Source organism: Acinetobacter johnsonii CIP 64.6, from assembly GCF_000368045.1.
GTDB lineage: Bacteria > Pseudomonadota > Gammaproteobacteria > Pseudomonadales > Moraxellaceae > Acinetobacter > Acinetobacter johnsonii.
Genome location: NZ_KB849236.1, coordinates 584,145 through 607,760, shown reverse-complemented (window position 1 = coordinate 607,760; position 23,616 = coordinate 584,145). Strand labels below are relative to the sequence as shown.

Annotated in this window: 25 protein-coding genes; 10 read left to right on the top strand and 15 right to left on the bottom strand. The window is 41.2% G+C overall.

What is annotated here, in order from left to right:
- Nucleotides 1-34 precede the first annotated feature (34 nt).
- Complete coding sequence (locus F986_RS14095) at nucleotides 35-1,201, bottom strand: ATP phosphoribosyltransferase regulatory subunit (protein WP_004696176.1); 1,167 nt, start codon at nucleotides 1,199-1,201, stop codon at nucleotides 35-37.
- A gap of 429 nt (nucleotides 1,202-1,630) precedes the next feature.
- Between F986_RS14095 and F986_RS14090 the strand changes: the two genes are divergently transcribed.
- Nucleotides 1,631-2,143, top strand: a complete 513-nt coding sequence (locus F986_RS14090) for a hypothetical protein (RefSeq protein WP_004696174.1) — start codon at nucleotides 1,631-1,633, stop codon at nucleotides 2,141-2,143.
- Nucleotides 2,144-2,231: 88 nt separating this feature from the next.
- Here F986_RS14090 and F986_RS14085 read toward each other — a convergent pair whose 3' ends face one another.
- A complete protein-coding gene (locus F986_RS14085; protein ID WP_004696172.1) occupies nucleotides 2,232-2,687 on the bottom strand; it encodes an Lrp/AsnC family transcriptional regulator in 456 nt (151 codons plus the stop codon).
- Between the two features lie 165 nt (nucleotides 2,688-2,852).
- On the opposite strand from F986_RS14085, the gene F986_RS14080 reads away from it, so the two are divergent.
- Together F986_RS14080 and F986_RS14075 are read left to right on the top strand one after the other, a co-directional pair.
- Nucleotides 2,853-3,599 (top strand): AzlC family ABC transporter permease, encoded by a 747-nt coding sequence (locus F986_RS14080; protein ID WP_004696170.1) that lies wholly within the window; start codon nucleotides 2,853-2,855, stop codon nucleotides 3,597-3,599.
- A complete protein-coding gene (locus tag F986_RS14075; RefSeq protein ID WP_004696169.1) occupies nucleotides 3,596-3,895 on the top strand; it encodes an AzlD family protein in 300 nt (99 codons plus the stop codon). The genes F986_RS14080 and F986_RS14075 overlap by 4 nt, the downstream gene beginning before the upstream one ends.
- A 9-nt stretch (nucleotides 3,896-3,904) precedes the next feature.
- Here F986_RS14075 and F986_RS14070 read toward each other — a convergent pair whose 3' ends face one another.
- Both F986_RS14070 and gap read right to left on the bottom strand, forming a co-directional pair.
- Nucleotides 3,905-4,210, bottom strand: coding sequence for a hypothetical protein (locus F986_RS14070; protein ID WP_004696167.1), 306 nt, complete (start codon nucleotides 4,208-4,210; stop codon nucleotides 3,905-3,907).
- Between the two features lie 113 nt (nucleotides 4,211-4,323).
- Nucleotides 4,324-5,358 (bottom strand): type I glyceraldehyde-3-phosphate dehydrogenase, encoded by a 1,035-nt coding sequence (gene gap, locus F986_RS14065; protein ID WP_004696165.1) that lies wholly within the window; start codon nucleotides 5,356-5,358, stop codon nucleotides 4,324-4,326.
- Nucleotides 5,359-5,751: 393 nt separating this feature from the next.
- Between gap and alaS the strand changes: the two genes are divergently transcribed.
- The 3 genes from alaS (at nucleotide 5,752) to csrA (ending at nucleotide 10,320) form a co-directional block, all read left to right on the top strand.
- A complete protein-coding gene (gene alaS / locus F986_RS14060) occupies nucleotides 5,752-8,445 on the top strand; it encodes an alanine--tRNA ligase (RefSeq protein ID WP_171057585.1) in 2,694 nt (897 codons plus the stop codon).
- A 66-nt stretch (nucleotides 8,446-8,511) separates the two neighbouring features.
- Entirely contained in the window at nucleotides 8,512-9,792 is a 1,281-nt protein-coding gene (locus tag F986_RS14055) for an aspartate kinase (protein WP_004696161.1), read from the top strand.
- Nucleotides 9,793-10,065: 273 nt separating this feature from the next.
- Nucleotides 10,066-10,320, top strand: a complete 255-nt coding sequence (gene csrA / locus F986_RS14050) for a carbon storage regulator CsrA (protein ID WP_004696158.1) — start codon at nucleotides 10,066-10,068, stop codon at nucleotides 10,318-10,320.
- 57 nt (nucleotides 10,321-10,377) lie between these two features.
- On the opposite strand, the gene rnhB is transcribed toward csrA, so the two are convergent.
- The 3 genes from rnhB to F986_RS14035 form a co-directional block, all read right to left on the bottom strand.
- Nucleotides 10,378-10,956: a ribonuclease HII gene (rnhB, locus tag F986_RS14045; RefSeq protein WP_004696156.1), complete on the bottom strand. Its 579-nt coding sequence runs from the start codon at nucleotides 10,954-10,956 to the stop codon at nucleotides 10,378-10,380.
- Between the two features lie 63 nt (nucleotides 10,957-11,019).
- Entirely contained in the window at nucleotides 11,020-11,382 is a 363-nt protein-coding gene (locus tag F986_RS14040; protein WP_004696154.1) for a hypothetical protein, read from the bottom strand.
- Nucleotides 11,383-11,519: 137 nt separating this feature from the next.
- A complete protein-coding gene (locus F986_RS14035) occupies nucleotides 11,520-11,897 on the bottom strand; it encodes a hypothetical protein (RefSeq protein WP_017396847.1) in 378 nt (125 codons plus the stop codon).
- Between the two features lie 236 nt (nucleotides 11,898-12,133).
- On the opposite strand from F986_RS14035, the gene F986_RS14030 reads away from it, so the two are divergent.
- The gene (locus tag F986_RS14030) at nucleotides 12,134-12,688 is read left to right on the top strand and encodes a cytochrome b (protein WP_004696150.1); all 555 of its coding nucleotides are present in this window, start codon (nucleotides 12,134-12,136) and stop codon (nucleotides 12,686-12,688) included.
- A gap of 26 nt (nucleotides 12,689-12,714) precedes the next feature.
- On the opposite strand, the gene F986_RS14025 is transcribed toward F986_RS14030, so the two are convergent.
- From F986_RS14025 to F986_RS14010, 4 genes are all read right to left on the bottom strand, one after another.
- A complete protein-coding gene (locus tag F986_RS14025) occupies nucleotides 12,715-13,077 on the bottom strand; it encodes a hypothetical protein (protein ID WP_004696148.1) in 363 nt (120 codons plus the stop codon).
- A 54-nt stretch (nucleotides 13,078-13,131) separates the two neighbouring features.
- Nucleotides 13,132-14,133: an adenosine deaminase gene (locus F986_RS14020; protein WP_004696147.1), complete on the bottom strand. Its 1,002-nt coding sequence runs from the start codon at nucleotides 14,131-14,133 to the stop codon at nucleotides 13,132-13,134.
- A 67-nt stretch (nucleotides 14,134-14,200) separates the two neighbouring features.
- Nucleotides 14,201-15,523: an NCS2 family permease gene (locus tag F986_RS14015; protein WP_004696144.1), complete on the bottom strand. Its 1,323-nt coding sequence runs from the start codon at nucleotides 15,521-15,523 to the stop codon at nucleotides 14,201-14,203.
- 412 nt (nucleotides 15,524-15,935) lie between these two features.
- Nucleotides 15,936-16,133, bottom strand: a complete 198-nt coding sequence (locus tag F986_RS14010; protein ID WP_224216868.1) for a hypothetical protein — start codon at nucleotides 16,131-16,133, stop codon at nucleotides 15,936-15,938.
- A gap of 228 nt (nucleotides 16,134-16,361) precedes the next feature.
- Between F986_RS14010 and F986_RS14005 the strand changes: the two genes are divergently transcribed.
- Nucleotides 16,362-17,789, top strand: coding sequence for a cryptochrome/photolyase family protein (locus F986_RS14005; RefSeq protein WP_004696140.1), 1,428 nt, complete (start codon nucleotides 16,362-16,364; stop codon nucleotides 17,787-17,789).
- On the opposite strand, the gene F986_RS14000 is transcribed toward F986_RS14005, so the two are convergent.
- Both F986_RS14000 and yaaA read right to left on the bottom strand, forming a co-directional pair.
- Nucleotides 17,786-18,412 (bottom strand): HD domain-containing protein, encoded by a 627-nt coding sequence (locus F986_RS14000; protein WP_004696137.1) that lies wholly within the window; start codon nucleotides 18,410-18,412, stop codon nucleotides 17,786-17,788. The two genes, F986_RS14005 and F986_RS14000, sit on opposite strands and share 4 nt — an antisense overlap.
- A 15-nt stretch (nucleotides 18,413-18,427) precedes the next feature.
- Nucleotides 18,428-19,207: a peroxide stress protein YaaA gene (gene yaaA, locus F986_RS13995; protein WP_004696136.1), complete on the bottom strand. Its 780-nt coding sequence runs from the start codon at nucleotides 19,205-19,207 to the stop codon at nucleotides 18,428-18,430.
- Nucleotides 19,208-19,333: 126 nt separating this feature from the next.
- Here yaaA and F986_RS13990 point away from each other — a divergent pair, with 126 nt between their 5' ends.
- Nucleotides 19,334-19,963: an alpha/beta hydrolase gene (locus F986_RS13990; protein WP_010327145.1), complete on the top strand. Its 630-nt coding sequence runs from the start codon at nucleotides 19,334-19,336 to the stop codon at nucleotides 19,961-19,963.
- A gap of 371 nt (nucleotides 19,964-20,334) precedes the next feature.
- Nucleotides 20,335-20,775 carry a DUF2147 domain-containing protein gene (locus F986_RS13985; protein WP_004696132.1) on the top strand — a complete coding sequence of 147 codons (441 nt, stop codon included), beginning with the start codon at nucleotides 20,335-20,337 and terminating at the stop codon, nucleotides 20,773-20,775.
- Between the two features lie 114 nt (nucleotides 20,776-20,889).
- Here the strand turns inward: F986_RS13985 and F986_RS13980 are convergent, their stop codons facing one another.
- On the bottom strand, nucleotides 20,890-21,255 hold the full coding sequence (locus F986_RS13980) for a hypothetical protein (protein WP_004696129.1): 366 nt from the start codon (nucleotides 21,253-21,255) through the stop codon (nucleotides 20,890-20,892).
- A 108-nt stretch (nucleotides 21,256-21,363) separates the two neighbouring features.
- Entirely contained in the window at nucleotides 21,364-23,613 is a 2,250-nt protein-coding gene (locus F986_RS13975) for a bifunctional prephenate dehydrogenase/3-phosphoshikimate 1-carboxyvinyltransferase (protein ID WP_004696127.1), read from the bottom strand.
- Nucleotides 23,614-23,616: the final 3 nt, after the last annotated feature.

Below are 23,616 nucleotides of genomic sequence, written 5' to 3'. Positions count from 1 at the left end.
AACTTCTCAGGTTTTAGCTTACCTAAAGAAGTGATTAAATTTGTTCTACAGTCCATTGACCTGCAACATTCACCAACCGGTGCGTTGCATATGGAAGCGTAGTTAAATCATCCTGCCCCAAAAGTTGAATCACACTCATGCCTTGAGCACGCGTGTGTTCAATCGCTTGGATCAAATCTGTTTGAGTACCTTTGGGTGCAACCACAAGACTGTTTTGCTGAAAACGACCTGCACTAAGTGCATATAAGTCACAACTAAAGCCTGTTGCTGGACGTGCACGCCCAAAGTGCTCACCAATTCCGTCATAACGTCCACCTTGTGCCAATGGCGCAGCACGGTTTGGTGCATAAACGGCATACATTAAGCCCGTATGGTAGTGATATGAGCGCAGCTCAACCACATCAATACCCATCTGAAGATTTGGCCAACGTTCTTGAATCTCAGATTGTGTAGTTTTTAATGCATCAAAAGCGTGCTTGAATTCCGCATCGGCAATGACTTCTGCACTTAAATGCGTTTGCAAGGCATCTAAGTCACTTGCATAACGACCTAAAGTATAAAAGTCAGCACCAAAGTTTAAACCTTGGGTAAATTCAGCCAATTCTGGCAGAGCTTTACGCTGGTATAAATCAGAGAGTTGGCGTTCAGTCGCTTTGTTTAAACCTGCAACCTTCACCATACTACGAAATAAGCCCACATGGCCTAAATCCAAATGGATACCGTCTGCAAAACCTGTTTTTTCAAGCAGGCTGATCATCACATCAATCAGTTCAACATCGGCATCGATGCTGTCTGAACCGAATAGCTCAGCACCTAATTGCAAAGGTGTACGCGTGGTATTAAAGCCTTGTGGTTTGGTATGTAGGACTGTTCCTGCATAGCAATAACGAGCAACGCCTTCAACTGGATGTACATGCGCATCAATACGAGCCACTTGTGGTGTCATATCGGCACGTACACCAAGCAAACGACCAGAAAGCTGATCAATCACTTTAAAAGTGGCTAAGTCTAAATCTTGATTCGATTCTGATAGAGAAGATAACGATTCGATGTATTCAATGAATGGCGTGTACACCAACTGATAACCTCGAGTTGCGAGGAAATCTAATGCTTGACGACGCAAAGTTTCAATCACTTGCGCCTGTTCTGGTAGTACATCAGCTACACCATCAGGTAATAACCATGTCTCTGAAATGGGCATGTTGTAAACCTAAAATCTTGTCTGCGCGGAACGAATCCGCATAAAAAAATCGGGGCACACCCGATTTCTCTTAGTCTATCACGATACAATGTGCTGTGCATTAGACAATTTCGGAAAATTTAATTTATCGTTTCGATGTCATCATTAACAACTTTATACATTCTTATCGATTTTGAGTGAGCCATTCTAAACATGACTTTAGACAATGCCCAAGTATCAGAATAAATAATATTAACTCATCCTAGTGCTCTGCACAGATTGGAAAAATTCATATAAGACTTTGTTTTATATTTTATTTCCAATTATACCTATGCTTGCACAAAAGGCACATTCTTTTATACTTCAGCTCAATTTAACAGCAACAATAAATACTACGTCGTTATACCGATAACACTTTTAATCACATATTTTTTACTTGGGGAAAATTCGATGGAAATGCACAGCAACTTATATTACAAGCATCCAGATGCTCAAATCATGTCAAAATTAGACCGATTATTTCAAGAACATCGCGGCGATGCGAGTCAATTTACGGCTTTAGTCTGTGACATCAATCCAGAACATGGTGCTGAACTGGCCGAAGATATTTTAAATACCGTCGATAATATCGAGTTTGACTTAGGTCCTGAATCGCTATACTCCCTCGCGGGTTATTCCATCGCACACTTTGTCCATGGTTCATCAGGTGATGAGTTCATGGAAGCTATTTTATTCTTCCTGAAAGCCTTGCTTCCAGACATCCATGCGCAAGCATGGGGTTGCGGTGATGATGATCCTTGGGAGTTTTGGTTCAAATTTGAAGGTGATGAACTGGTTCGTGAAGATGATGAACCTTTAAATGACCCTGAAGAAGATGAAGAAATTAAAGCCAGTATTTATGCATGGTGGCACGCAGATCTGCCTAAAGAAATTAAAGAAGGCTTTTTAAACGAAGAGTCATAATATCCTAAGTAGCATGACTAGAGTACAAGTCCTATCACTTTGAGTCATGCTGTCACATTCACGGGCAATTTCGCTATCAACTTTTGAGTTACCAAATCGGCAATTCTGTGGTTTGTTTAATATTTTGCAATGGAATTTCTGTTTTAATACTTTGTATATTGGGGATTTTATTTAGACGATGGATTTGAAACTGTCGATAGGCGTCTAAGTCTGCAACCACAATACGTAAAAAGAAATCACAATCCCCTGCCATTAAATGACACTCGACCACTTCAGGAACTTCACGAATTGATTCAACAAATTGGTTCACAGTTTGCGGATCCTGACTTTTTAGCCAAATGCGTGCAAACACGGTCAATCGCAGATTCACTTTAACAGGATCAACCAAAGCCACATAAGCCCGAATAATTCCGTCTTCTTCTAGTTGTTTTACTCGTCTTAAACACGGTGAGGCAGACAGTCCGATGCGCTGAGCCAACTCATTATTTTGAAGTTTTCCATCAACTTGTAGCACTTGCAATATACGTTTATCGGTTTGATCCATAAATTTCACCTCCTAAAGCATAATTTTGCTCATATTTAACCAATTACAGCATATTATTCCAAACAAGCCCTATATTAAGCTAAATAAAGCAAAAAATATCTTCAAAAAAAGCCTACACTTATTCACCTACTGCACCAAAACCTAGCACGCATAGGCGATTTAAAAATGTTCTCCCTTAGAAATACAACTCAAGAACTCAATGACTCTACCGATTACGTCGAGTTTAAACGTGGTATTAAAACATCTATCCCCATGCTGCTGGGCATTATCCCTTTTGCTTTGGTCTTAGGAACACAAGCCACTCAAAAAGGCTTTAGCCATTTAGAAGTTCCATTATTTACTGGCCTAAACTTTGCGGGCGGTTCCGAGTTTGCAGTGCTCGAGGTCTGGACCAATCCACCAAATTTTCTCGTTTTAATTTTCATTACGTTCCTAGTCAATAGCCGTCACTTACTCATGGGTGCAAGTCTCGTGCCCTATTTACGCCATTTGCCTAATCGACAGGTTTTCCCTGCCCTGTTTTTCATGTGTGATGAAAGTTGGGCCGCAGCGCTTGCCGATGCAGAAAAGAAGAAAAGATTTGGGCTACAACAGGCCTTTAGCATGTCCTACTACGCAGGCATCTGTTTTGCTCTGTACTTGATGTGGGTCAGTTTTACCAGCTTAGGTGCCATTCTTGGTCCTTTGCTAGGCGATGTTCACCGTTATGGATTTGATATGGCCTTTGCTGCAGTATTTTTGGTTTTACTGCGTGGTATGTGGAAAGGATTCAGTTCGGCACGCCCTTGGCTCGTCAGTCTCATCAGTGCGGCCATTGCTTATTTATATTTACCGACGGGTTGGTATGTACCTATTGGTGCAATCTGTGGCATCGCCTCTGCCTTCTTATTTATTCAGGAGGATGAGCTATGATCCACAGCACTACACTTGTCGCAATTTTATTAGTCGCAGCAACCACTTATCTGACGCGTATATTGGGCTATGTTTTGCTGAAAAATAAAACTTTAAGCAACAAACAACGAAAAATTTTGGAAGTTGTTCCAGGCTGCGTACTTATTTCAGTAATTGCACCTTATTTTGTCAAAGACAATGTCGCAGACCTACTCGCCATTGCCATCACATTGATTGCAGCTTCACGCTTTTCACTTTTACCAACCGTTGTGATTAGTATGCTGAGCGCGGCATTATTACGTACCGTGCTCATCTAAACTTAATTTTTAGCGTTCAGGCTGTACGGCTTTAGCGAGAATATTCACCAATTCAGCGTTTTGTAACTCAACTTTTTGCAACTTAGACGTGGTCTGTTCGATCACTTCCTGTTGCACATGCATCTTTTTTGCAAGATCTTGCATAATTTCCAAGGTCTTTTTTAAGTTTTCTTCAAGATGATGTACTTTTTCTTGCAGTTGATTCTGCTCTACGCTTGGATCAGTTTTATCTGCCTGATTTTTAAATTGAAACCAAATTAAAAATACGACAGCAACCGCCAACAGCAAAATAAATCCCCAAATTAAGATCAACATAAGCACCGCTCTACATTATTTTCGTTTATAAATTCATGATAACCACAAGTCTGTATTCGGTCTATGCCTATCATCTTGTTTTCAGAGTAAAAGATGCTTAAAAATAAAGACCTTTAGGTGGTTGACGCACTAAAAGATTCACACAAATCTAATAAGCGGTTTGCATAGCCCCATTCATTGTCATACCACGCAAAGACTTTGGCTTGATGCCCGACCACCATGGTTTGCGTTAAATCAACAATGAGTGAATAGGGTGAATGGTTAAAATCTGAAGACACCAAAGGTTCATCCGTCACATCCATAATTTCACGGTAGTCTGACTTCGCCGCCTGAATCAGTACTTCATTAATTTTATGATCGGTAATTGGTGTCTGCGAAATAAAAGTTAAATCAATTGCAGCCACATTAATGGTTGGCACACGAATCGAATAACCATCAATACGATCAGCCATCTTAGGCATCACTTGTTTTAAAGCACCAAGGGCTGACGATGTCGTTGGGATAATGTTTTGACCTGAAGCACGGGCACGCCTTAGGTCACGATGCGCATGATCCAATACAGACTGATCGGCAGTCACTGCATGAATTTCGGTCATGAGCGCAGTATCAATTCCAAAAGCATCATCAATGATTTTAACCAAAGGCACTAAGGCCTGTGTAGTACATGACACACTGGAAATGATTTGGTCACTGACTTTGACCTCATGGTGATTCACCCCATACACAATTGCGGCATCAACCGAGTCAAAAGGTGCCGCGCCAATAATGACCCGCTTTGCACCTGCACTGATATGCCCTGTTGCTGCTTCACGCGAGCGAAATAAACCTGTGCACTCTAGAACCACGTCTACATGGAGACTTGCCCAAGGCAAATCTTGCGGGTTTTCCTGACGTAAGACTTCAACTTTAAGTTGTGCTTGATTATTTGATAAATGCAGATAAATACGTTCATTTTCATAACTTAAATCGACTTTTCCCGGAAAGCGCCCATGCGTGGTGTCATATTTAAATAAATGCAATAAGGTTTCTACATCTGCTACATCATTTACCGCGACGATTTCAAACTGAAAGTTCTTTGGATTTTCAAACCAAGCGCGAAGTACATTACGTCCGATTCGACCAAATCCATTTATCGCCACTCGTTGCATGACTTGCCCTTATTTATAAAATGATGAAAGATAAAGCAAGCCTATATTAATGGATTTATACAGATTTGGTTAAGCTTTCTTTTTTCTATAACCCATCAGTGAAGATGATGAATATGAACCCTTAAGTCATAAGTTGACCAGCCTGACCGCCTCGCACTAATCACCTCATCTCAACGAAATGATATAAATATCCAACAATAACAAGCAAAATCTTAGAACTATCGAATACATAGAAATGTCATCAATTCACCTTAAAGTGATTGGTGCAACATCCTTTTTCCGTTATAATTTGGCGTTTTAAAATTTTTAAGCCAGTATCTGAAGTCAGCGTATTTAGAATAAGACTTTCTTCAGCTACTATTAGCCAAATCGAAATTATGGAGTGACTTGGTTGTGAGTACTCGTTTTATGACATCAGCTGAAATTCGCGAAGCTTTTTTAAGCTACTTTGAATCGCAAGGGCATACACGTGTCGCGTCGAGTTCTCTAGTTCCCGCCAACGACCCTACTTTGTTGTTTACCAACGCGGGTATGAACCAATTTAAAGATTGTTTCTTAGGCCTAGAAAAACGTGATTATGTACGTGCAGTGTCTTCACAAAAATGTGTCCGCGCAGGTGGTAAACACAACGACTTAGACAATGTCGGTTATACCGCACGTCACCATACCTTCTTTGAAATGTTAGGTAACTTCTCATTTGGCGACTACTTCAAACGTGATGCGATCAAATTTGCATGGGATTTCCTCACTGGTGAAGCTTGGTTAGCACTGCCTAAAGACAAACTCTACGCAACGGTTTACCACACTGACGACGAAGCATTTGACATCTGGAACAAAGAAATTGGTCTAGATGCTTCTCGTATCATCCGTATTGGTGATAACAAAGGCGAAAAATACGCATCAGATAACTTCTGGGCAATGGGCGATACAGGTCCATGTGGTCCATGTTCTGAAATCTTCTTTGACCATGGCGATCACATTTGGGGTGGCTTACCAGGCACACCTGAAGAAGATGGCGACCGTTTCATTGAAATTTGGAACAACGTATTCATGCAGTTTAACCGTACTGCGGATGGCGTATTACACCCGCTTCCTGCACCTTCTGTAGATACAGGTATGGGCTTAGAGCGTATTTCTGCTGTTTTACAACATGTGAATTCAAACTACGAAATTGACCTGTTCCAACACTTACTCAAAGCAGCCGCTGAAATTATTGGTCTGGATACTACAGCGCTTGAAGCTGAAGCTGCTGAGAAAGGCACACCAGTTCAATATCCTGCATCACTTAAAGTGGTTGCGGATCACGCACGTTCATGTTCATTCCTGATTGCAGATGGTGTTAACCCATCGAACGAAGGTCGTGGTTATGTACTTCGCCGCATTATTCGCCGTGCAGTTCGTCATGGTAATAAATTAGGTGCGACTGGTTCATTCTTCCACAAAATGCTTCAACCATTAATTAATGTAATGGGCGCTGCATACCCTGAGCTTGAAGCACAAAAAGCACGTATTGAAGCACAGCTTCTTAAAGAAGAAGAACAGTTTGCTAAAACACTTGAGCAAGGTTTGAAATTGCTTGAAGGTGAATTGGCTCAACTGAAAGGTTCTGTGATTCCCGGTGAAGTGGTGTTTAAACTGTATGATACTTACGGTTTCCCAACTGACCTGACTGCTGACATTGCACGTGAACGTGATTTAACCATTGATGAAGCAGGCTTTGAAGTTGAAATGGCTGCTCAACGTCAACGTGCACGTGATGCAGGTAAATTCGCAATTGACTACAACTCTGTTGTTAAAGTTGAAGGCGAAACTCAATTTGACGGCTATGACGCAACGGTTGGTGAAGGTCAAATTATCGCGATCTATAAAGATGGCGAACAGGTTGACGAAGTCGTTGAAGGTGATGAAGCACTGATTGTATTAAACCAAACCCCTTTCTATGCGGAAAGCGGTGGTCAAATCGGTGATACAGGTATTTTCAAAAACGATACAGGTATTTTTGAAGTCCAAGACACCAAGAAATCTGGCGGCGCTTTTGTCCACCAAGGTATCGTGACTGTAGGTAGCATTAAGCTTGCTCAAAATGTTGAAGCAACAGTCAAAGCAGATATCCGCGCTGCAACTGCGCGCAACCACTCTGCAACTCACCTTTTGCATGCTGCACTACGTCAAATTTTAGGCGAACACGTGCAACAAAAAGGCTCATTGGTTGCTTCAGACATTTTACGTTTTGACTTTGCCAACGATCAACCTGTTTCATTTGAACAACTTCAAGAAATTGAGCGTTTGGTCAATGCTGAAGTGATTGCAAACAGCGCTGTGACCACTGAACTTCTTGACATCGAATCTGCGAAAGCAAAAGGTGCGATGATGCTGTTCGGTGAAAAATATGGCGATGAAGTTCGTGTCCTTTCAATGGGTTCAATCATTGAAGAGAAGAACTTCTCAATCGAGCTATGCGGTGGTATTCACGTTAAACGCACAGGCGACATTGGCTTGTTTAAAATCACTTCTGAAGGTGGTGTAGCTGCGGGTGTACGTCGTATTGAAGCGGTAACGGGTACCAAAGCCATTGAAGTTACTCAAAAAGCTGACCGTGATATCAATACCATCAATGGTTTATTGAAAGCTCAAAAAGACCAAACTTTAGAAAAAGTAGAAGCCTTAGTCGACACAGCATCAAGCTTGCAAAAACAGATTGAGCAACTTAATCAAAAACTTGCCAGTTTCCAAGCCGCTGAACTGCTTAGCCAAGTTCAAATGCTTGCGGGTCGTCAAACGCTAATCACGACTGTTCAAAACATGGATGCGAAATCACTTCGCAACCTACATGACGGTGTGAAATCCAAATTAGAAAATGCAGTCATCGTACTTGCTGGTGTTGAAGGTGACAAAGTTAGCCTGATCGCATCTGTAGCAAAAGACTTTACTGCTTCTATTAAAGCAGGTGACATCATCAAACATCTAGCAACTGAGCTTGGTGGTAAAGGTGGTGGAAAACCTGACTTAGCACAAGGTGGCGCGCCACTAAACGAGAAGTTTGCAACAGTGATGGCAGATTTAACTGCTTGGCTTGAAGCGAAATAAAACTTCACCTTTTGTGTAACTGACCCTGAATGATACATTCAGGGTCATGGTTTATATGGAACAACTATGGCATTAATCGTTCAAAAATATGGCGGTACCTCTATGGGTACTCCAGAGCGCATTTTAAATGTTGCTCGTCGTGTAAAGCGTTGGCATGACCACGGCCACAAGGTTGTAGTGGTTGTATCAGCAATGAGTGGCGAAACCAATCGTCTACTTGCTTTAGCGAAAGCCATTACCGAAACCCCTGACCCACGAGAATTAGACCAAATGGTTTCTACGGGTGAACAGGTAACGATTTCAATGTTAGCAATGGCGCTCAATTCTATTGGCGTTGAAGCTAAGTCACTTACGGGTCGCCAAGTCGGTATCAAAACAGACAATGCGTTTACCAAAGCACGTATCGAGTCGATTGATACTGACACCATGACTGCGCATTTAGATGCTGGTCGTGTGATCGTGGTTGCTGGTTTCCAAGGCTTCGATGCCGATGGTAACACCACCACCCTCGGCCGTGGCGGTTCAGATACTTCTGGTGTAGCACTTGCTGCAGCATTAAAAGCAGATGAATGCCAAATCTATACCGATGTAGATGGCGTTTATACCACTGACCCACGCGTTGCACCAAAAGCGAAAAAAGTAGACCGTATTTCATTTGAAGAAATGCTGGAAATGGCATCACTTGGTTCTAAAGTTCTACAAATTCGTTCGGTTGAATTTGCAGGAAAATACCAAGTGCCTTTACGCGTATTATCAAGTTTTGATAATGACGATGATGGCGCATTCGACGAAGACTTTAAAAAGAATGTCGGAACACTAATCACCACTGAGGCGGAAGACAACATGGAACAACCAATTATCTCCGGTATCGCATTTAACCGTGACGAAGCTAAACTTACGATTCTAGGTGTTCCTGATGAACCAGGTATTGCATCTAAAATTTTATCGCCAATTGGTAATGCCAACATTGAAGTGGATATGATTATCCAAAATGTTGAAGAAGATGGTACGACTGACTTCACCTTCACGGTAAACCGCAGCGAACTTGCAAAAGCAACAAAAATTCTTCAAGAAACTGCTCAAGCTATTGGTGCACGCGAAGTTGCTACACGTGATGACATTGTGAAAGTGTCAATTGTAGGTGTGGGTATGCGTTCACACGCAGGTGTTGCAAGTAAAATGTTTACTGCTCTGGCTGATGAAGGCATCAACATTTTGATGATCTCAACTTCAGAAATCAAAATTTCTGTGATTATTGAAGAAAACTACCTAGAACTTGCTGTACGTTCTCTACACACTGCTTTCGGTTTAGACCGTGAACACGGTGAATCAAGCGCACGTGCTTAAGCAATCTTGCGAAAAACTTGTCATTGTCTGACAGTTTTTGCAAAAGACTACAAAAATCAGGGGCCACTATAGTTTTTTCTATAGTGGCTCTGTTATATTAAGCCCGAGGCTTTCTTAAATTTAGATGAATGTTATACCTAATGTCACTAGATATCTAAAAATTCAAGTGTCATGCGGTTGTATTAAACATTTGTTTAAATTTTTTTAAATACAAAAAATTATGTATTTTACTTTAGTACAACTGCAGGTTTAGCGTTTTGCAAGGAGATAAACATGCTGATTTTGACCCGACGCGTCGGTGAAACATTAATGATTGGGGATCAAGTAAGTGTTACTGTACTTGGTGTCAAAGGCAACCAAGTTCGTATTGGTGTCAATGCTCCCAAAGAAGTATCTGTACATCGTGAAGAGATTTATCAACGCATTCAGCATGAACGTGCAATGCATGAACATCTTCAACATCTTGATCAGGATTACCAGCCTGCATTTGAAGATGAAGGTTCACAGCAGAATAATTTCAATCGTTAAGATTGAAACATTCAGATATAAAGCGGCCCGATTGGCCGCTTTAAATTTTTACCCAGTCTATTTTTGCTCAAGTACCTCGATCACTTTCTTTACAGGCCCAAAACTACGACGATGCTCGTCGATAACCCCATGTTCAGCAATCGCTTCAAAGTGCGCTTTGGTTGGATAACCTTTGTGTTTGGCAAATCCAAACTGAGGATATTTTCGATCCATCTCAATCATTTGATGATCACGTGTCACTTTGGCCAAAATACTCGCCGCTGAGATTTCAGCATGTAAAGCATCCCCACCCACAATTGCCTCACAGCTCATGCTTAAGCCTTGTGGAATTTTATTACCATCAACCAAGACATGTTCGGGCTGTATTGCAAGCTGTTCAACCGCGCGGCGCATTGCAAGCAAAGATGCTTGTAAAATATTGATCTCATCAATTTCAGCAGCACTCGCCTCAGCAATGGCCCATGCCAATGCTTTTTCCTGAATTTCGACAAAAAGTTTTTCACGTTTTTTTTCAGTCAATTTTTTGGAATCATTCAACCCTTGTATTGGGTTATTCGGGTCTAAAATTACCGCAGCAGCGACCACTGAACCCACCAAAGGGCCGCGCCCTGCCTCATCTGCACCTGCAATTTGCATTTTCTACTCTCATAAAAAATGGCTGATCAACAGCCATTTTAAAAACTTAACAATTTATTCGGCTTAGTTTAGCATTTCAGAGGCGCATGTGGCTGTTGTTTTTGTTGCGGCTAAAGCGCCATAGGTTGCCTTTGCTTTGGGATCAATTGCCGCCAAAGCCAACTGCTCTTTAGACAATACTTTGGGAGAGTTATCACCTACACAGTTACATACTTCACGTTTTTTCTTTTGTTTTTGGTCTTCTGATAACAGCTTACTACCCATGATCCATGTCGGATTAGTTTCGATTTCATCCATACATTTTGCATGTGAGGCCATTTTAATAGCCGAGATTCCATCATCATCTGAGCTAGATAAAGGATTCGACACACACGCGGAAAGCATAAGCGAGCCAAACAAACAGAGAATTAACTTATCATTTTTCATACAGATACACCCTTTGTTGTAAAAGAAATCAGGCTTCAATTGTTATTATTCACATCAATATAAAAGATAAACGCCAAAAAGTACAAAAAAACTGCAAAGAAGCCAGGCATGTCCCCGCTTCTTTGATATATCACAACTTAATTCACCGCTTCAGCCACACATGCATTGATGGTTTTGGTTACTGCATTGCTAATAATAGTTGTACGTGCCGCAGGGTCAATGGCCGCTGTTGCCACATCGACAGCGGTAATATTTTGTGGGGCTTTTTCACTTACGCAACCACAAATTTCAGCCTGAATATCGGTTTTTTGATCAGCCGTCATAAATTTGGTTGCTGTTTTCCATGCTGGTAGATTATTCAACTCAGTCGTACATTTTGCATTAATGGCAATTTTAAGCGCTGCTGTACCCAGTTGTTGCGTGGTGGTCGTCGTATTGGTCGTTGCCATATCAGTCGTTGTACAAGCCGAAAGGATCAAAGCCAAAGGAGCAAGCACTGCAATCATTTTTTTCACGGATCTATCCATTTATAACAGTTAAAGTGCGCGTATTTTGCCGAAACTTTACTGTTTACGGAAACACTATTTCCATGCCATTTTAATATCTTTCGCTTATTGCACAGTTTTAAATCAGTCATGCACCATTGGTCTGTGCAGCGTTGCAGAATATCAATGCTATGTTGCATCTACTACATTTTTGACCTACCTATAGTTCTATAAAATGGCGCAACATAAAAATGGATGTGAATCTAATGAACTCGGCAAATACCCATTACACGCGTACTGCTCAAATCCTGCATTGGCTCATGGCAATTATCTTTATTGCTGCTTGGCTGATTGGTTTTTATAGCGGAAACTTCCTCAGCTATGATGCTGACGGTAGCTTTAAAGGGGATGTCATTACCTTGCATAAGAACATTGCAACCACGATTATTTTTCTGGTGGTAATTCGTATCTTTTGGCGTTATACCCACCCTGCACCCAAACTTCCAGACAGCATGTCACCGTTAATGCAAAAAATGGCCCACCTCGGTCATTTGGCTTTATATTTCATTTTGTTGGCTTTGCCAATTACTGGCTGTTTATTTAGCTGGAGTGCTGGGCACCCTGCACCGGTATTGTACCTTTTTGAAATTCCCCGTTTAGTACAAGATAACCCTGAATTACTCGCGATCGTAAAACCTTTACATATCTGGATTTCATGGGCAGCTGGATTACTGTTGGTAGGGCATATTGCAGCAGCACTGAAACACCACTTTATTGATAAAGATAATGTGTTAAATAGCATGACCAAACAGGCAAAGTAAGACCAAGTTGAACCAGCCTAAAAGCATCAATCTGTTGCTTTTAGGACTTCATCCACCACACATCCTTTCAGCGTATTCAACACACCCTGTTGGACCACCTGTTTTTTGACTTGTTCATCAACTACGGCATGTAGCAAGGTTGTTGCTGGAATATCCTTTAACGCATTTTCACCCACGCAACCACAGATTTGCGTTTGGAGCTGATTCTTTTTCTCTTCACCAAGCAATGCTTTACTGACTTTCCACAGCCTTGTCGCTTCAAGCTCAACACCGCACTGATACACCACCACTGGCTTTAATAGCTTTTGAGTTAACCCTGTATCGGTTTTGAGCAAATAAACTGCAAAGAGCACAAAAATAACCACAAGCACTGCAATCATTTTTTTCATATTGATCTCACATAAAAAAGACAGAGCGAACTCTGTCTTTAAAAGGGCATCAGATTAAGCAATGGCTGCAATTTCAGCCGCCCATTTTTGCTTCTCTTCTGCCGAAATAAACGACGCCTCAAAAGAGTTCAGCGCCAATTGTTTTAGCTCAGCTGCTGTTAAGTCTAACGCATCTGTAATGGCAATAAAGTTATCATTCATATAACCACCAAAGTACGATGGATCATCTGAATTTACTGTCACTTGCACACCTTGTTGCAACAAACGGCGGATGTTGTGCTGTGCCATATCGTTAACGACACATAGCTTTAAGTTGCTGAGCGGACAAACTGTCAGTGGCATTTTCTCTGCGATCAAACGCTGCATTAATACAGGATCTTCTTCAGAGCGCACACCATGGTCAATACGATTCACTTTAAGCAAATCTAAAGCTTCCCACACATATTCTGCTGCACCTTCTTCACCCGCATGCGCAACCACTAAAAAGCCTGCTTCACGAGCTTTAGCAAAGACACGTTCAAACTTTGAAGGAGGATGTCCAACTTCGCTTGAGTCCAAGCCCACACCAATGATTTGATCTTTATAAGGCAATGCCTGTGCTAAAGTTTCAAGGGCTTCTTCTTCACTTAAATGACGCAAGAAACACATAATCAAATGCGAACTAATGCCAAATTTTGCCTTGGCATCATCACATGCGCGTTGCAGACCATTAATCACTGTTTCAAAGGCAATACCGCGGTCTGTATGCGTTTGTGGGTCAAAGAACATTTCGGTATGCACTACACGGTCTTCGGCACATTTTTCAAAGTATGCCCAAGCCAAGTCATAAAAGTCTTGCTCATGAATCAGTACATTTGCACCTGCATAATAGATGTCTAAAAATGATTGTAGATTGTGAAAATTATAAGCCTGTTTCACTTCTTCAACCGACTTATAAGGAATGTCTATTTGATTACGCTGTGCGATTGCAAACATGAGTTCTGGCTCAAATGTCCCTTCAATATGCACATGCAATTCAGCTTTTGGTAAAGCACGAATGAGCTCCAATTGACTCATATCTTTTCCTCTTTAAAAATAAAAAAGGGCGTAAACTGAGTTTACACCCTTATCACTATTTGATGAATTAGCCGCCAAATAACGCGAATTTTAATGCCCAAAGCACAGCCACAATCCACACCATGTACGGTACAGTCGCCGCTTTACCTGTGAACAATTTAACCAATGCATAGCTAATAAAGCCCATCGCAATACCATCTGCAATTGAATAGGTAAATGGCATAAATACAATGGTTAAGAACGCAGGTACAGCTTCAGTAATATCATCCCAATCAATATGGGTAATCCCCTGAATCATTAACACGCCAACAAATAACAATGCTGGAGCTGTTGCAAAACCGGGTACAGATTGAGCTAAGGGTGCTAAAAACAAACATAAGATAAATAACACACCGACCACAACTGCGGTTAAACCTGTACGGCCACCAGCAGCAACACCAGCAGACGACTCAATATATGGTGTCGTCGAAGATGTACCTAGTGCTGCACCTGCAACAATTGCGGTTGAGTCTGCAAATAATGCTTTTTTCAAACGTGGAAGCTTGCCATCTTTCAGTAAGCCTGCACGGTGTGACACGCCAACCAATGTACCTGTTGAGTCAAATAAATCGACCAAGAAAAATACAAAGATGACACCAACTAAGCTTGCCGTAAATAGACCTTCAAAGTCCATTTGCATGAATGTTGGAGCAATTGATGGAATCTCACCAACAACACCTTTGAACTCGCTTAAGCCCATTGCTGTTGAAATTGCAGTTAAAGCCAAGATGCTGATAATGATGGCACCACGCACTTTAAAGTGATGCAGTACAACCACCATCAAGAAGCCAAATAAAGCCAAAAGAACCGTCGGTTGCTTTAAGTCGCCCAATCCAACCAAAGTCGCTGGATTGTCCACAATAACGCCTGCATTTTTTAAAGCAATCAACGCAAGGAATAAACCAATTCCACCGCCAATCGCAAGCTTAAGCGACATTGGGATTGCATTCACAATGGCTTCACGGATCTTAAACATACTGATCGCAATGAACACCAAACCTGATACAAACACTGCAGCTAAAGCAGTCTGCCAAGGCACACCCATACCCATACACACCGAATAGGTAAAGTAAGCGTTTAAGCCCATACCTGGTGCTAATGCAATTGGATAATTTGCAACAATACCCATAACCAAACAGCCTATTGCGGCTGCAAGACAAGTCGCTACAAAGACAGCACCATGATCCATCCCCGTTTCGGATAAAATCATTGGATTCACAATAATGATGTAACACATGGTTAAGAATGTGGTTACACCTGCAAGAAGCTCTGTACGAAAACTGGTTTTATTTTCACTCAGTTTGAACATACGCTCGAGCATATTTTCTGAAGATGGATTAGGAGTCGTCATGACCTAGCCCCTGTAAATAAACTTTTAAAACTGTATAACTGCCAAAAAATTTCGACACTCAGTACGATGAAAATCTGATTAAATTTCTGGAAGTTAAAGCAATGAATATGCCAAATTTCCTCAATTCAGGAAAAGTTTATTTAGCCATGAATGATTCAAACGCAGGGTCGAACCATATATACCTAAACAAAAAAGCCGCATAAACCGTATGCAGCTTTCAACAAAAACGTCATTTTAGACTCAAAGTCTAAAATTCAATATATCTTGGCGCGAATTATAACACACTGATTTTTAATTGTTTTAAATTTATTTTTAATTAAAATTCAACACGATAAGTCATTTATACATGATTTTATTCTATCTTAAGCTTCAAATTACTTTAATGGAGACCTGATCGATTATTGCTTCAGCATCACTTTGAAAACGAGCTATTGACTTTTTCAGGCACGACGTTTGCCTTTGAGAGAGGACTCAACTTTTGCACTTTAGGCTCAGTACTGTTCATGAGTTGATTCAACTGTTGCTGTTTTTTCGTTTCTGTATCCTGAAAAACAACAAACCCAAGCAAACAAACAGCAGCCACAAAAATAGGGATTAGAATTTTTTTCATGACATTCACAATATCCACAACTGCTTTAGCATGATTACAAATCATAACAAATAATACAAAGGGCCACACATTTATCAGATAAAAAGTATCTTCACACTTTATAGTTTTTTCTGATTTAATTATTTCAATAATATAAGATTAAATTAAATGAGTGAGAAAAAAATATGATCAAAGTGCTCAATTTTGTAATATTTTATATTTCAAAAAATTACAGTTGATTAACCTTTTATGAACATAATTTGGTTTAGACAAGATCTTCGCATACACGACCATGCTGCACTTTGGCATGCAAACCAACATGGACCTATGCTGGCTTTAGTGATCCTATCCCCACAACAGTGGCTATTACATCATGACGCGGCTGTAAAAATTGATTTATATGTCAGACAATTGCACGATTTAAAACAGAGCCTTGCTCAGCTGAATATTCCTTTGCTCATTCTAAATATTCCGCTGTGGCAAGATATTCCACGTCAGCTTTCATCTTTGTGTCATACACTGCAAGTACAACAGATCTTTGCAAATATCGAAATGGGCGTGAATGAGCTTAAGCGGGATGCCGAAGTTCAACAATGCTTAAATCAGCAACACATTGAATTTACGCTCTTCCAAGATCGAACCCTCTTTCCCTTAAACAGTATTCGTAACCAATCTGGTAAGCCCTATCAAGTCTTTGGCGCTTTTAAAAAAACCTGTTATGAACGTTTAAATATTGGCTTACCTCAGTGCTACCCACTCCCTTCTGCACAGCAGCACATACAGCTTCCTACCGATTTAAATACAAGCATTCCTCACATTGAATCACTGATTGATGCAAATACGAATGAATTAAATCAAATTAAAGCCTATTGGCCTGAAACGGAAGCCTATGCACTTTCAATGCTCGATGATTTTATTGATCACAAAGTTAGTGACTATCAAAAAGAGAGAGACTTTCCATTTTTAAATAGCACCAGTCAACTTTCAACTTATTTAAATCTCGGGATCGTGTCGATTCGACAGTGTCTCAATGCCCTGTTTCGTGCTCAACACGGCCAATTTATGATTGATAACACAGGTCAGCAGACTTGGTTAGATGAATTACTTTGGCGAGAGTTTTATCAGCATATTTTATTTGATTTTCCACATGTCTCTAAACATCGGCCATTTAAAGCCAATACACAGCGTATTGTATGGCGAGATTCGCCTGAAGATTTAAACGCGTGGCAACAAGGTCGTACTGGTATTCCAATTGTGGATGCAGGTATGCGACAACTACTTGCGACAGGCTGGATGCACAATCGTGTTCGTATGATTGTCGCAATGTTCTTAACTAAAAACTTGTTGATTGATTGGCGTCTGGGCGAGCAATGGTTTATGCAACATTTGGCTGATGGTGACTTAGCTGCCAATAATGGCGGATGGCAGTGGTGTGCCTCCACGGGCACCGATGCTGTGCCTTATTTCCGAGTCTTTAACCCTGTGAGCCAATCTCAGAAATTTGATAGCAATGGTGATTATATTCGACAGTGGCTGCCAGAGCTTGCACATTTAGATGCCAAAAACATTCATGAGCCTTATGCGAAGCAGCAGAATATGGATTTGGACTACCCCAAACCAATCGTCGATTTAAAATCCAGTCGTGTTCGTGCCATCGAAGCATTTAAAGGGCTTTAAACACCTAAAGTTTGGGCTAAGTTCTGCTTAGCAAGACGCTCATAGCACTTTTGGAAAAATGGCGTCTGGTACAGTGGTTGCGTTTCTAAAAAGTGCCTTAACACTTGCTGGCGCTTCTGCACATAAAGTGCGGGCTCAACCCAAGCATATTCTTGCTGAATTTGGCGTTCATATTCAGCAAAACGCATAGGATCACTGGCTAAAATAGCCAGATCAATATCCAATAAATAAGCCAAATCAGTGTCAACTGTCGGTGCATGTGCTTTTGTTGCCAAAATCCATGCGTAGAGCTTTGCAATTTGCTCAGCTCCAAGCACATTTTTAAGCATCCGTTGCATATAGTCGGCGCTTTGCTGCTCATTATCATGTGCTTGCGGGTTGTAAATGACATCATGAAACCAAATGGCCAACTCAACAGACAAAGGATCGTCTAGGTAGGTTTTGATCTGATGAAAATGCTCAAAACATTCAACAATATGTTGAATGCTATGATAATGCCGCTGTACTTCACTATAGGCGTTATACAGCGAGGCATGGAACTTTTGAGTGGTATCGTCATCCAAACTCAATTGCTTTGCGGTGAGCGCCCAATAGTCCTGAAACTGTTTTGTATACTGCACCATTGGAATGCCCTTTCGTTATGCTGCCTGTTCATCTCGTTTAAAGACCAACTCACTTTTTAATGAGCTATCTGCATCAAAATAATAACCATCTGTTTGGAATGATTTTAACCCCTCAATTTGATCAATTTGGTTTTCAATCATATAACGCGCCATCAAACCACGCGCTTTTTTGGCATAAAAACTAATGACTTTATATTTGCCATTTTTCTGATCTAAAAACACAGGTTTAATAATTTCTGCTTGAATTTTGCTTTCTTTCACAGATTTATAGTATTCATCCGAAGCAATATTCAGCAAAATTTTCGAACCTGCCTGTTCTAAATCTTGGTTAATTAAATCGGTAATGTGATTGCCCCAAAACTCATACAGATTATGTCCGCGTGGGTTAGCTAGCTTAGTTCCCATCTCTAAACGATACGGCATCATCAAGTCCAATGGACGTAGCAAACCATATAACCCAGAGAGCATTCTTAAATGTTGCTGTGCGTATTCAATGCTCGACTCTGACAAATGATAAGCATCTAAACCAGTATAGACATCGCCCTTAAAAGCAAACATAGCTTGTCGGGCATTTGCAAAGTTGAATTCTGGCTGCCAATCGCGAAAACGATCGACATTTAAGGTGGCAATTTTTTCACTGACACTCATTAAGCTTGCAATTTCACTTGCTGACAGTTTGCGACTAACTTCGATCAATTCTTGGGAATGTTGTAGCAATCTGGGTTGTGTATACGCATCGGTTGGTAAAGCAGTTTGGTAATCTAAAGTTTTGGCAGGAGAAACAAGGGCAAGCATAGATAACCTGATTAAAAAACAATTAAACAGACTATATCAGTAGACTTATTTTATTGCCAATCTGTGTTTTTAATAAGCATAAACGGTTAAACTAGCCCATTCTCCTGTTATATGTATCGATTCTCTATGTCTGAGCAGATGTTCATTCAAGGTCCAGTTGGGCAAATTGAAGTTTTTGTAGATTATCCACAGGGTGAAGTGAAAGGATTCGCGGTAGTTACTCACCCCCATCCACTCCAAGGTGGTACGCCTCAACACAAGGTTCCAGCATTGCTTGCGCAAATGTTCTTAGAACGCGGTTGTATTGTGTACCGTCCAAGTTTCCGTGGCTCAGGTCAAAGTGTTGGTCTACACGACGAAGGTCATGGCGAAACTGATGATGTTCTTGAAGTGATTAAGCATGCTCGTGCAGCACATACAACTTTACCCTTCTATGCAGGTGGTTTTAGTTTCGGTGCGCATGTCATGGCAAAATGCTATGATGCTTTACAAGAAGAAATTCGACCAAAACAAACCATTTTATGTGGTCTACCAACGGCAACGGTCGCAGGTGTGCGCCACTATGTAACACCTCAACTTAAAGGTGACATCTTATTTATCCATGGCGAAGCCGATGAAGTGACCTTACTGTCTGACATGATTACATGGGCTAAACCGCAGCGCCATTTAGTGACTGTATTACCTGGTGCAAACCATTTCTTTACCGGTTACTTAAAACAGTTACGTATTGCGATTACACGTTTCCTGTGGATTTAACGCATCACTCAGTTCAGGAAAGAAATGACTGTCTAACATTAGCCCCTTTCTTTCTTGAACTTTTTATTTTTAATCTAGACGTATCTCTTTTTCTATTCCAACGCTTCATTAGCCGTCCGTTATATCTATTCTGTTCCCAAAATAATTTTAAGCTCCCTTTTGAGCGCTAAACTCAATCAGCACTACCTCCATCAAATACCTGTTTTAAAAATCAGTGAGGCTTGAACCCTGCTAATGGTACTTTATGCAACAATCTACGCTTGAACTTGATATATTCTGCACATCATTATTCAAATAATAAGTTATACAATCAACATCTTAGCTCGAGAGAGCTATTCATTTAAATAATTTTTAAAATATTCAGGGATTTTATGAAAACAATTCTCGGGGCAGTTTTAGTCACTATAGCCACCACATCAGCCTGTGCTCAGGACATTATAGGAACTTGGTGTTATATCGATGATAAAACTGGAGAACCCAAAGGTCTGGTGAAAATTGAAAAGCAAACCAATGGGACTTATGCTGGAACTGCACTGAAAGCAACACCTCGTCCAGGTTATACAGCAAAAGAGTTCTGCACCAACTGCCCTGCACCCTACACCGATAAGCCTATTATTGGCATGCAAGTGATTACAGGTTTAAAGACTGAGAATAATATTAATTATACCCATGGCAAAATCATTGATCCCGTTTCAGGCAAGCTATATAGCCTAAAAGGTAAAATTAGCCCAAATGGGAAAAAACTATTCTTAAGAGGTTATTTAGGCGTTTCTGCTGTGGGACGCAGCCAGACGTGGTTACGTGTGGAATAAGGCTTCTAGCAAATACAGTTATAAGCACATTTCCCCATCAAAATATTAAACGTGTTCTGTTCTAAAAAAATGCTGAATTGTGAAAAACCAATTCAGCATTTTTTATCTATTCAATTAGCCTTTCCACTCAAATTCAGTAAAACTTTTATCTGTTTTTAGTGTAGTTTCAACCGCTTGTGCCAATTGATTTAACAAGCTTCGTTCAGCAATTCGGTCTAACCAGTCTTGCTCTTCATCTGGATAAGAGGCAATTTCGCACACCAGATTTCCTTCGCTGTCATGACCTTGGCACGTAATAGACAGTGGCAACGTATGATTATCGACACTCACAGCCACCTGATCGCCACTTTGTGGCAAAGTTTCAAAACCAAATTGACCTAACTTTTGAACCAGTAGGTCTTGTACTTGCTTCTGTACTGCACTGCTTTCATTTACATCCTGCTGCTGTCCATGCTGTGCTGTAAATTGTAATTTTCTCATTGATCATCCCAAAGGCTTTTTTGTTATATGGGTTTAGCATAATGGCTTAACACAGAACAGCTAAGCAAAAGCTTGGCTGTTCTCACACAAAATATCTAAGCTTTAGTCTTATTCAGTGACTTGAATCGCTAAACCAGCTTGATTACTTAATTGCGTAAAGGTCGGAAAACTTGTGGCAACCGTTTCAGTGCCAATGATTTTAATTTCACCAGAGGTGCGTAAACCGGCCATTGAGAAACTCATCGCAATACGGTGATCATGATGTGATTCAATTTCGCCACCGGTAAAAATCGCGCCCCACTCGCCCGAATGACCTTTACCCTCAATAATGATGCCATCATCAGTCGGTGTACAATCGATACCCATGGTTTTTAAACCATCCGCCATCACTTGAATACGGTCTGATTCTTTCACACGCAGCTCAGCAGCACCCGTTAATACGGTTCGCCCTTCTGCACAGGCAGCGGCAATGAACAATGCAGGGAATTCATCAATCGCTAATGGCACTTGATCTTCAGGCATATGAATACCTTTGAGTGTACGTGTACCTTGAATACGAATGTCTGCAATCGGCTCTCCGCCTGCAATACGTTCATTCTCAACGGTAATGTTCGCACCCATTTGCTTCAAAATCTCGATCACACCTGTACGCGTTGGGTTAATGCCCACTGCTTCTAAAGTGACATCTGAACCTTCAGTAATCGCCGCACCCACCATAAAGAAAGCAGCCGATGAAATATCTGATGGCACTTGAATCTCTGTACCAACTAACTTACCGCCACCTTGCAGTGAAATACGGTTGCCTTCTGTTTTCACGTCATAACCAAATGCACGTAGCATACGTTCAGTATGGTCACGTGTAGGTTCAGGTTCTGTAACTGATGTTTCACCTGCCGCCCACAAACCTGCCAATAAAATCCCAGACTTCACCTGCGCAGATGCCATTGGCAAATCATAGTGAATGCCTTGCAAAGCTTGGTTTCCAGTGATCGAAACAGGAGGTGTACCACGCTCACCTGTGGTTTGAATCTGTGCACCCATTTCACGTAATGGTTTAGCAATACGTTCCATTGGACGTTTTGACAGTGATGCATCACCCGTCATGACAGAGTCAAATTTTTGTGCAGAGAGCATGCCTGAAAGCAGACGCATCGAAGTCCCTGAGTTACCCATGTAAAGCGCACTTGCTGGTGCTTTTAGGCCATTTACGCCGACACCATGAATCGTCACTTCACCATTTTTAGGACCTTCAATGCTCACACCCATATCACGGAACGCTTGTAAGGTTGCTAACGCATCTTCACCTTCCAAGAAACCTGTCACATGCGTCGTTCCTTCCGCAATTGCACCAAACATGATTGAACGGTGTGACACAGATTTATCGCCTGGCACGCTAAACTTACCTTGGAAACTCTTTTTACCCGGTAATATGGTGAATTGCTGTGTCGTCACTTTATTGTTCTCCATGAAAGGTTTTTGAGCGAGCATATGGTTAAAATGCTGGCGTGCTGCTTGCGCATGTCCGAGCAAGCCCATTAAAGCATGTGAATCTTCATCTTCAATGAGTTTACGAATCGTTGCCAGTTGGTTTTCAAAACCATCTACGGCATTTAAAATGGCTTTTTTATTGGCAAAAAAGATGTCATGCCACATTTGCGGGTCACTTGCCGCAATTCGAGAAAAATCGCGAAATCCCCCCGCAGCATAGCGGAAAATGTCCAAATTATCTTCACGGTTTGCCAGTTGTTCAACTAAGTTAAATGCCATCAAATGCGGAAGATGACTGGTATGCGCTAAGACTTCATCATGCTTGGCCACATCCATACAAATCACTTCTGCTTTCGCAGCTTGCCATAGTTGAATCAGTTTCTCTACAGCCCAATCAGCACTGGTCGGTAACGGTGTCAAAATCACTTTATGATTTGCAAATAAATCGACCTTACCTGCATGCACACCCGTGTGTTCTGCCCCCGCAATGGGATGCCCTGGTACAAAGCCAGCAGGTAATGCTTCGCCATACACGGCTTTGGCCGCGTCGACCACATTGCCTTTGGTACTGCCTACATCGGTAATAATCGTATGTTCTTGCAAATATGGTTTGATGGTTTCCAAGACTTTTTGCGTTGCACGAACAGGCAAGGCCAAAACCACCAAGTCCGCACCTTGAACCGCCTGTACAGGATCACTATAGCCTTGTTGGATTAAGCCCAAAGCTTTGGCATCCTGTAAAGTTTTTTCCGAACGTGTAGAAGCTACAATATTTTGGGTTAAACCCTCAGCCATCATCACCCGTGCAAGACTCGAACCAATCAGCCCAAGACCAATAAATGCAACTTTTTCAAACAGTGGCGCAGACATAAT

What these genes read in the sequence shown, in the direction of transcription:
- F986_RS14095 (WP_004696176.1), bottom strand. Translation starts at nt 1,201, where the DNA reads ATGCCCATTTCAGAGACATGGTTATTACCTGATGGTGTAGCTGATGTA.
- F986_RS14090 (WP_004696174.1), top strand. Translation starts at nt 1,631, where the DNA reads ATGGAAATGCACAGCAACTTATATTACAAGCATCCAGATGCTCAAATC.
- F986_RS14085 (WP_004696172.1), bottom strand. Translation starts at nt 2,687, where the DNA reads ATGGATCAAACCGATAAACGTATATTGCAAGTGCTACAAGTTGATGGA.
- F986_RS14080 (WP_004696170.1), top strand. Translation starts at nt 2,853, where the DNA reads ATGTTCTCCCTTAGAAATACAACTCAAGAACTCAATGACTCTACCGAT.
- F986_RS14075 (WP_004696169.1), top strand. Translation starts at nt 3,596, where the DNA reads ATGATCCACAGCACTACACTTGTCGCAATTTTATTAGTCGCAGCAACC.
- F986_RS14070 (WP_004696167.1), bottom strand. Translation starts at nt 4,210, where the DNA reads ATGTTGATCTTAATTTGGGGATTTATTTTGCTGTTGGCGGTTGCTGTC.
- gap (WP_004696165.1), bottom strand. Translation starts at nt 5,358, where the DNA reads ATGCAACGAGTGGCGATAAATGGATTTGGTCGAATCGGACGTAATGTA.
- F986_RS14055 (WP_004696161.1), top strand. Translation starts at nt 8,512, where the DNA reads ATGGCATTAATCGTTCAAAAATATGGCGGTACCTCTATGGGTACTCCA.
- csrA (WP_004696158.1), top strand. Translation starts at nt 10,066, where the DNA reads ATGCTGATTTTGACCCGACGCGTCGGTGAAACATTAATGATTGGGGAT.
- rnhB (WP_004696156.1), bottom strand. Translation starts at nt 10,956, where the DNA reads ATGCAAATTGCAGGTGCAGATGAGGCAGGGCGCGGCCCTTTGGTGGGT.
- F986_RS14040 (WP_004696154.1), bottom strand. Translation starts at nt 11,382, where the DNA reads ATGAAAAATGATAAGTTAATTCTCTGTTTGTTTGGCTCGCTTATGCTT.
- F986_RS14030 (WP_004696150.1), top strand. Translation starts at nt 12,134, where the DNA reads ATGAACTCGGCAAATACCCATTACACGCGTACTGCTCAAATCCTGCAT.
- F986_RS14025 (WP_004696148.1), bottom strand. Translation starts at nt 13,077, where the DNA reads ATGAAAAAAATGATTGCAGTGCTTGTGGTTATTTTTGTGCTCTTTGCA.
- F986_RS14020 (WP_004696147.1), bottom strand. Translation starts at nt 14,133, where the DNA reads ATGAGTCAATTGGAGCTCATTCGTGCTTTACCAAAAGCTGAATTGCAT.
- F986_RS14015 (WP_004696144.1), bottom strand. Translation starts at nt 15,523, where the DNA reads ATGACGACTCCTAATCCATCTTCAGAAAATATGCTCGAGCGTATGTTC.
- F986_RS14010 (WP_224216868.1), bottom strand. Translation starts at nt 16,133, where the DNA reads ATGAAAAAAATTCTAATCCCTATTTTTGTGGCTGCTGTTTGTTTGCTT.
- F986_RS14005 (WP_004696140.1), top strand. Translation starts at nt 16,362, where the DNA reads ATGAACATAATTTGGTTTAGACAAGATCTTCGCATACACGACCATGCT.
- F986_RS14000 (WP_004696137.1), bottom strand. Translation starts at nt 18,412, where the DNA reads ATGGTGCAGTATACAAAACAGTTTCAGGACTATTGGGCGCTCACCGCA.
- yaaA (WP_004696136.1), bottom strand. Translation starts at nt 19,207, where the DNA reads ATGCTTGCCCTTGTTTCTCCTGCCAAAACTTTAGATTACCAAACTGCT.
- F986_RS13990 (WP_010327145.1), top strand. Translation starts at nt 19,334, where the DNA reads ATGTCTGAGCAGATGTTCATTCAAGGTCCAGTTGGGCAAATTGAAGTT.
- F986_RS13985 (WP_004696132.1), top strand. Translation starts at nt 20,335, where the DNA reads ATGAAAACAATTCTCGGGGCAGTTTTAGTCACTATAGCCACCACATCA.
- F986_RS13980 (WP_004696129.1), bottom strand. Translation starts at nt 21,255, where the DNA reads ATGAGAAAATTACAATTTACAGCACAGCATGGACAGCAGCAGGATGTA.
- F986_RS13975 (WP_004696127.1), bottom strand. Translation starts at nt 23,613, where the DNA reads ATGTCTGCGCCACTGTTTGAAAAAGTTGCATTTATTGGTCTTGGGCTG.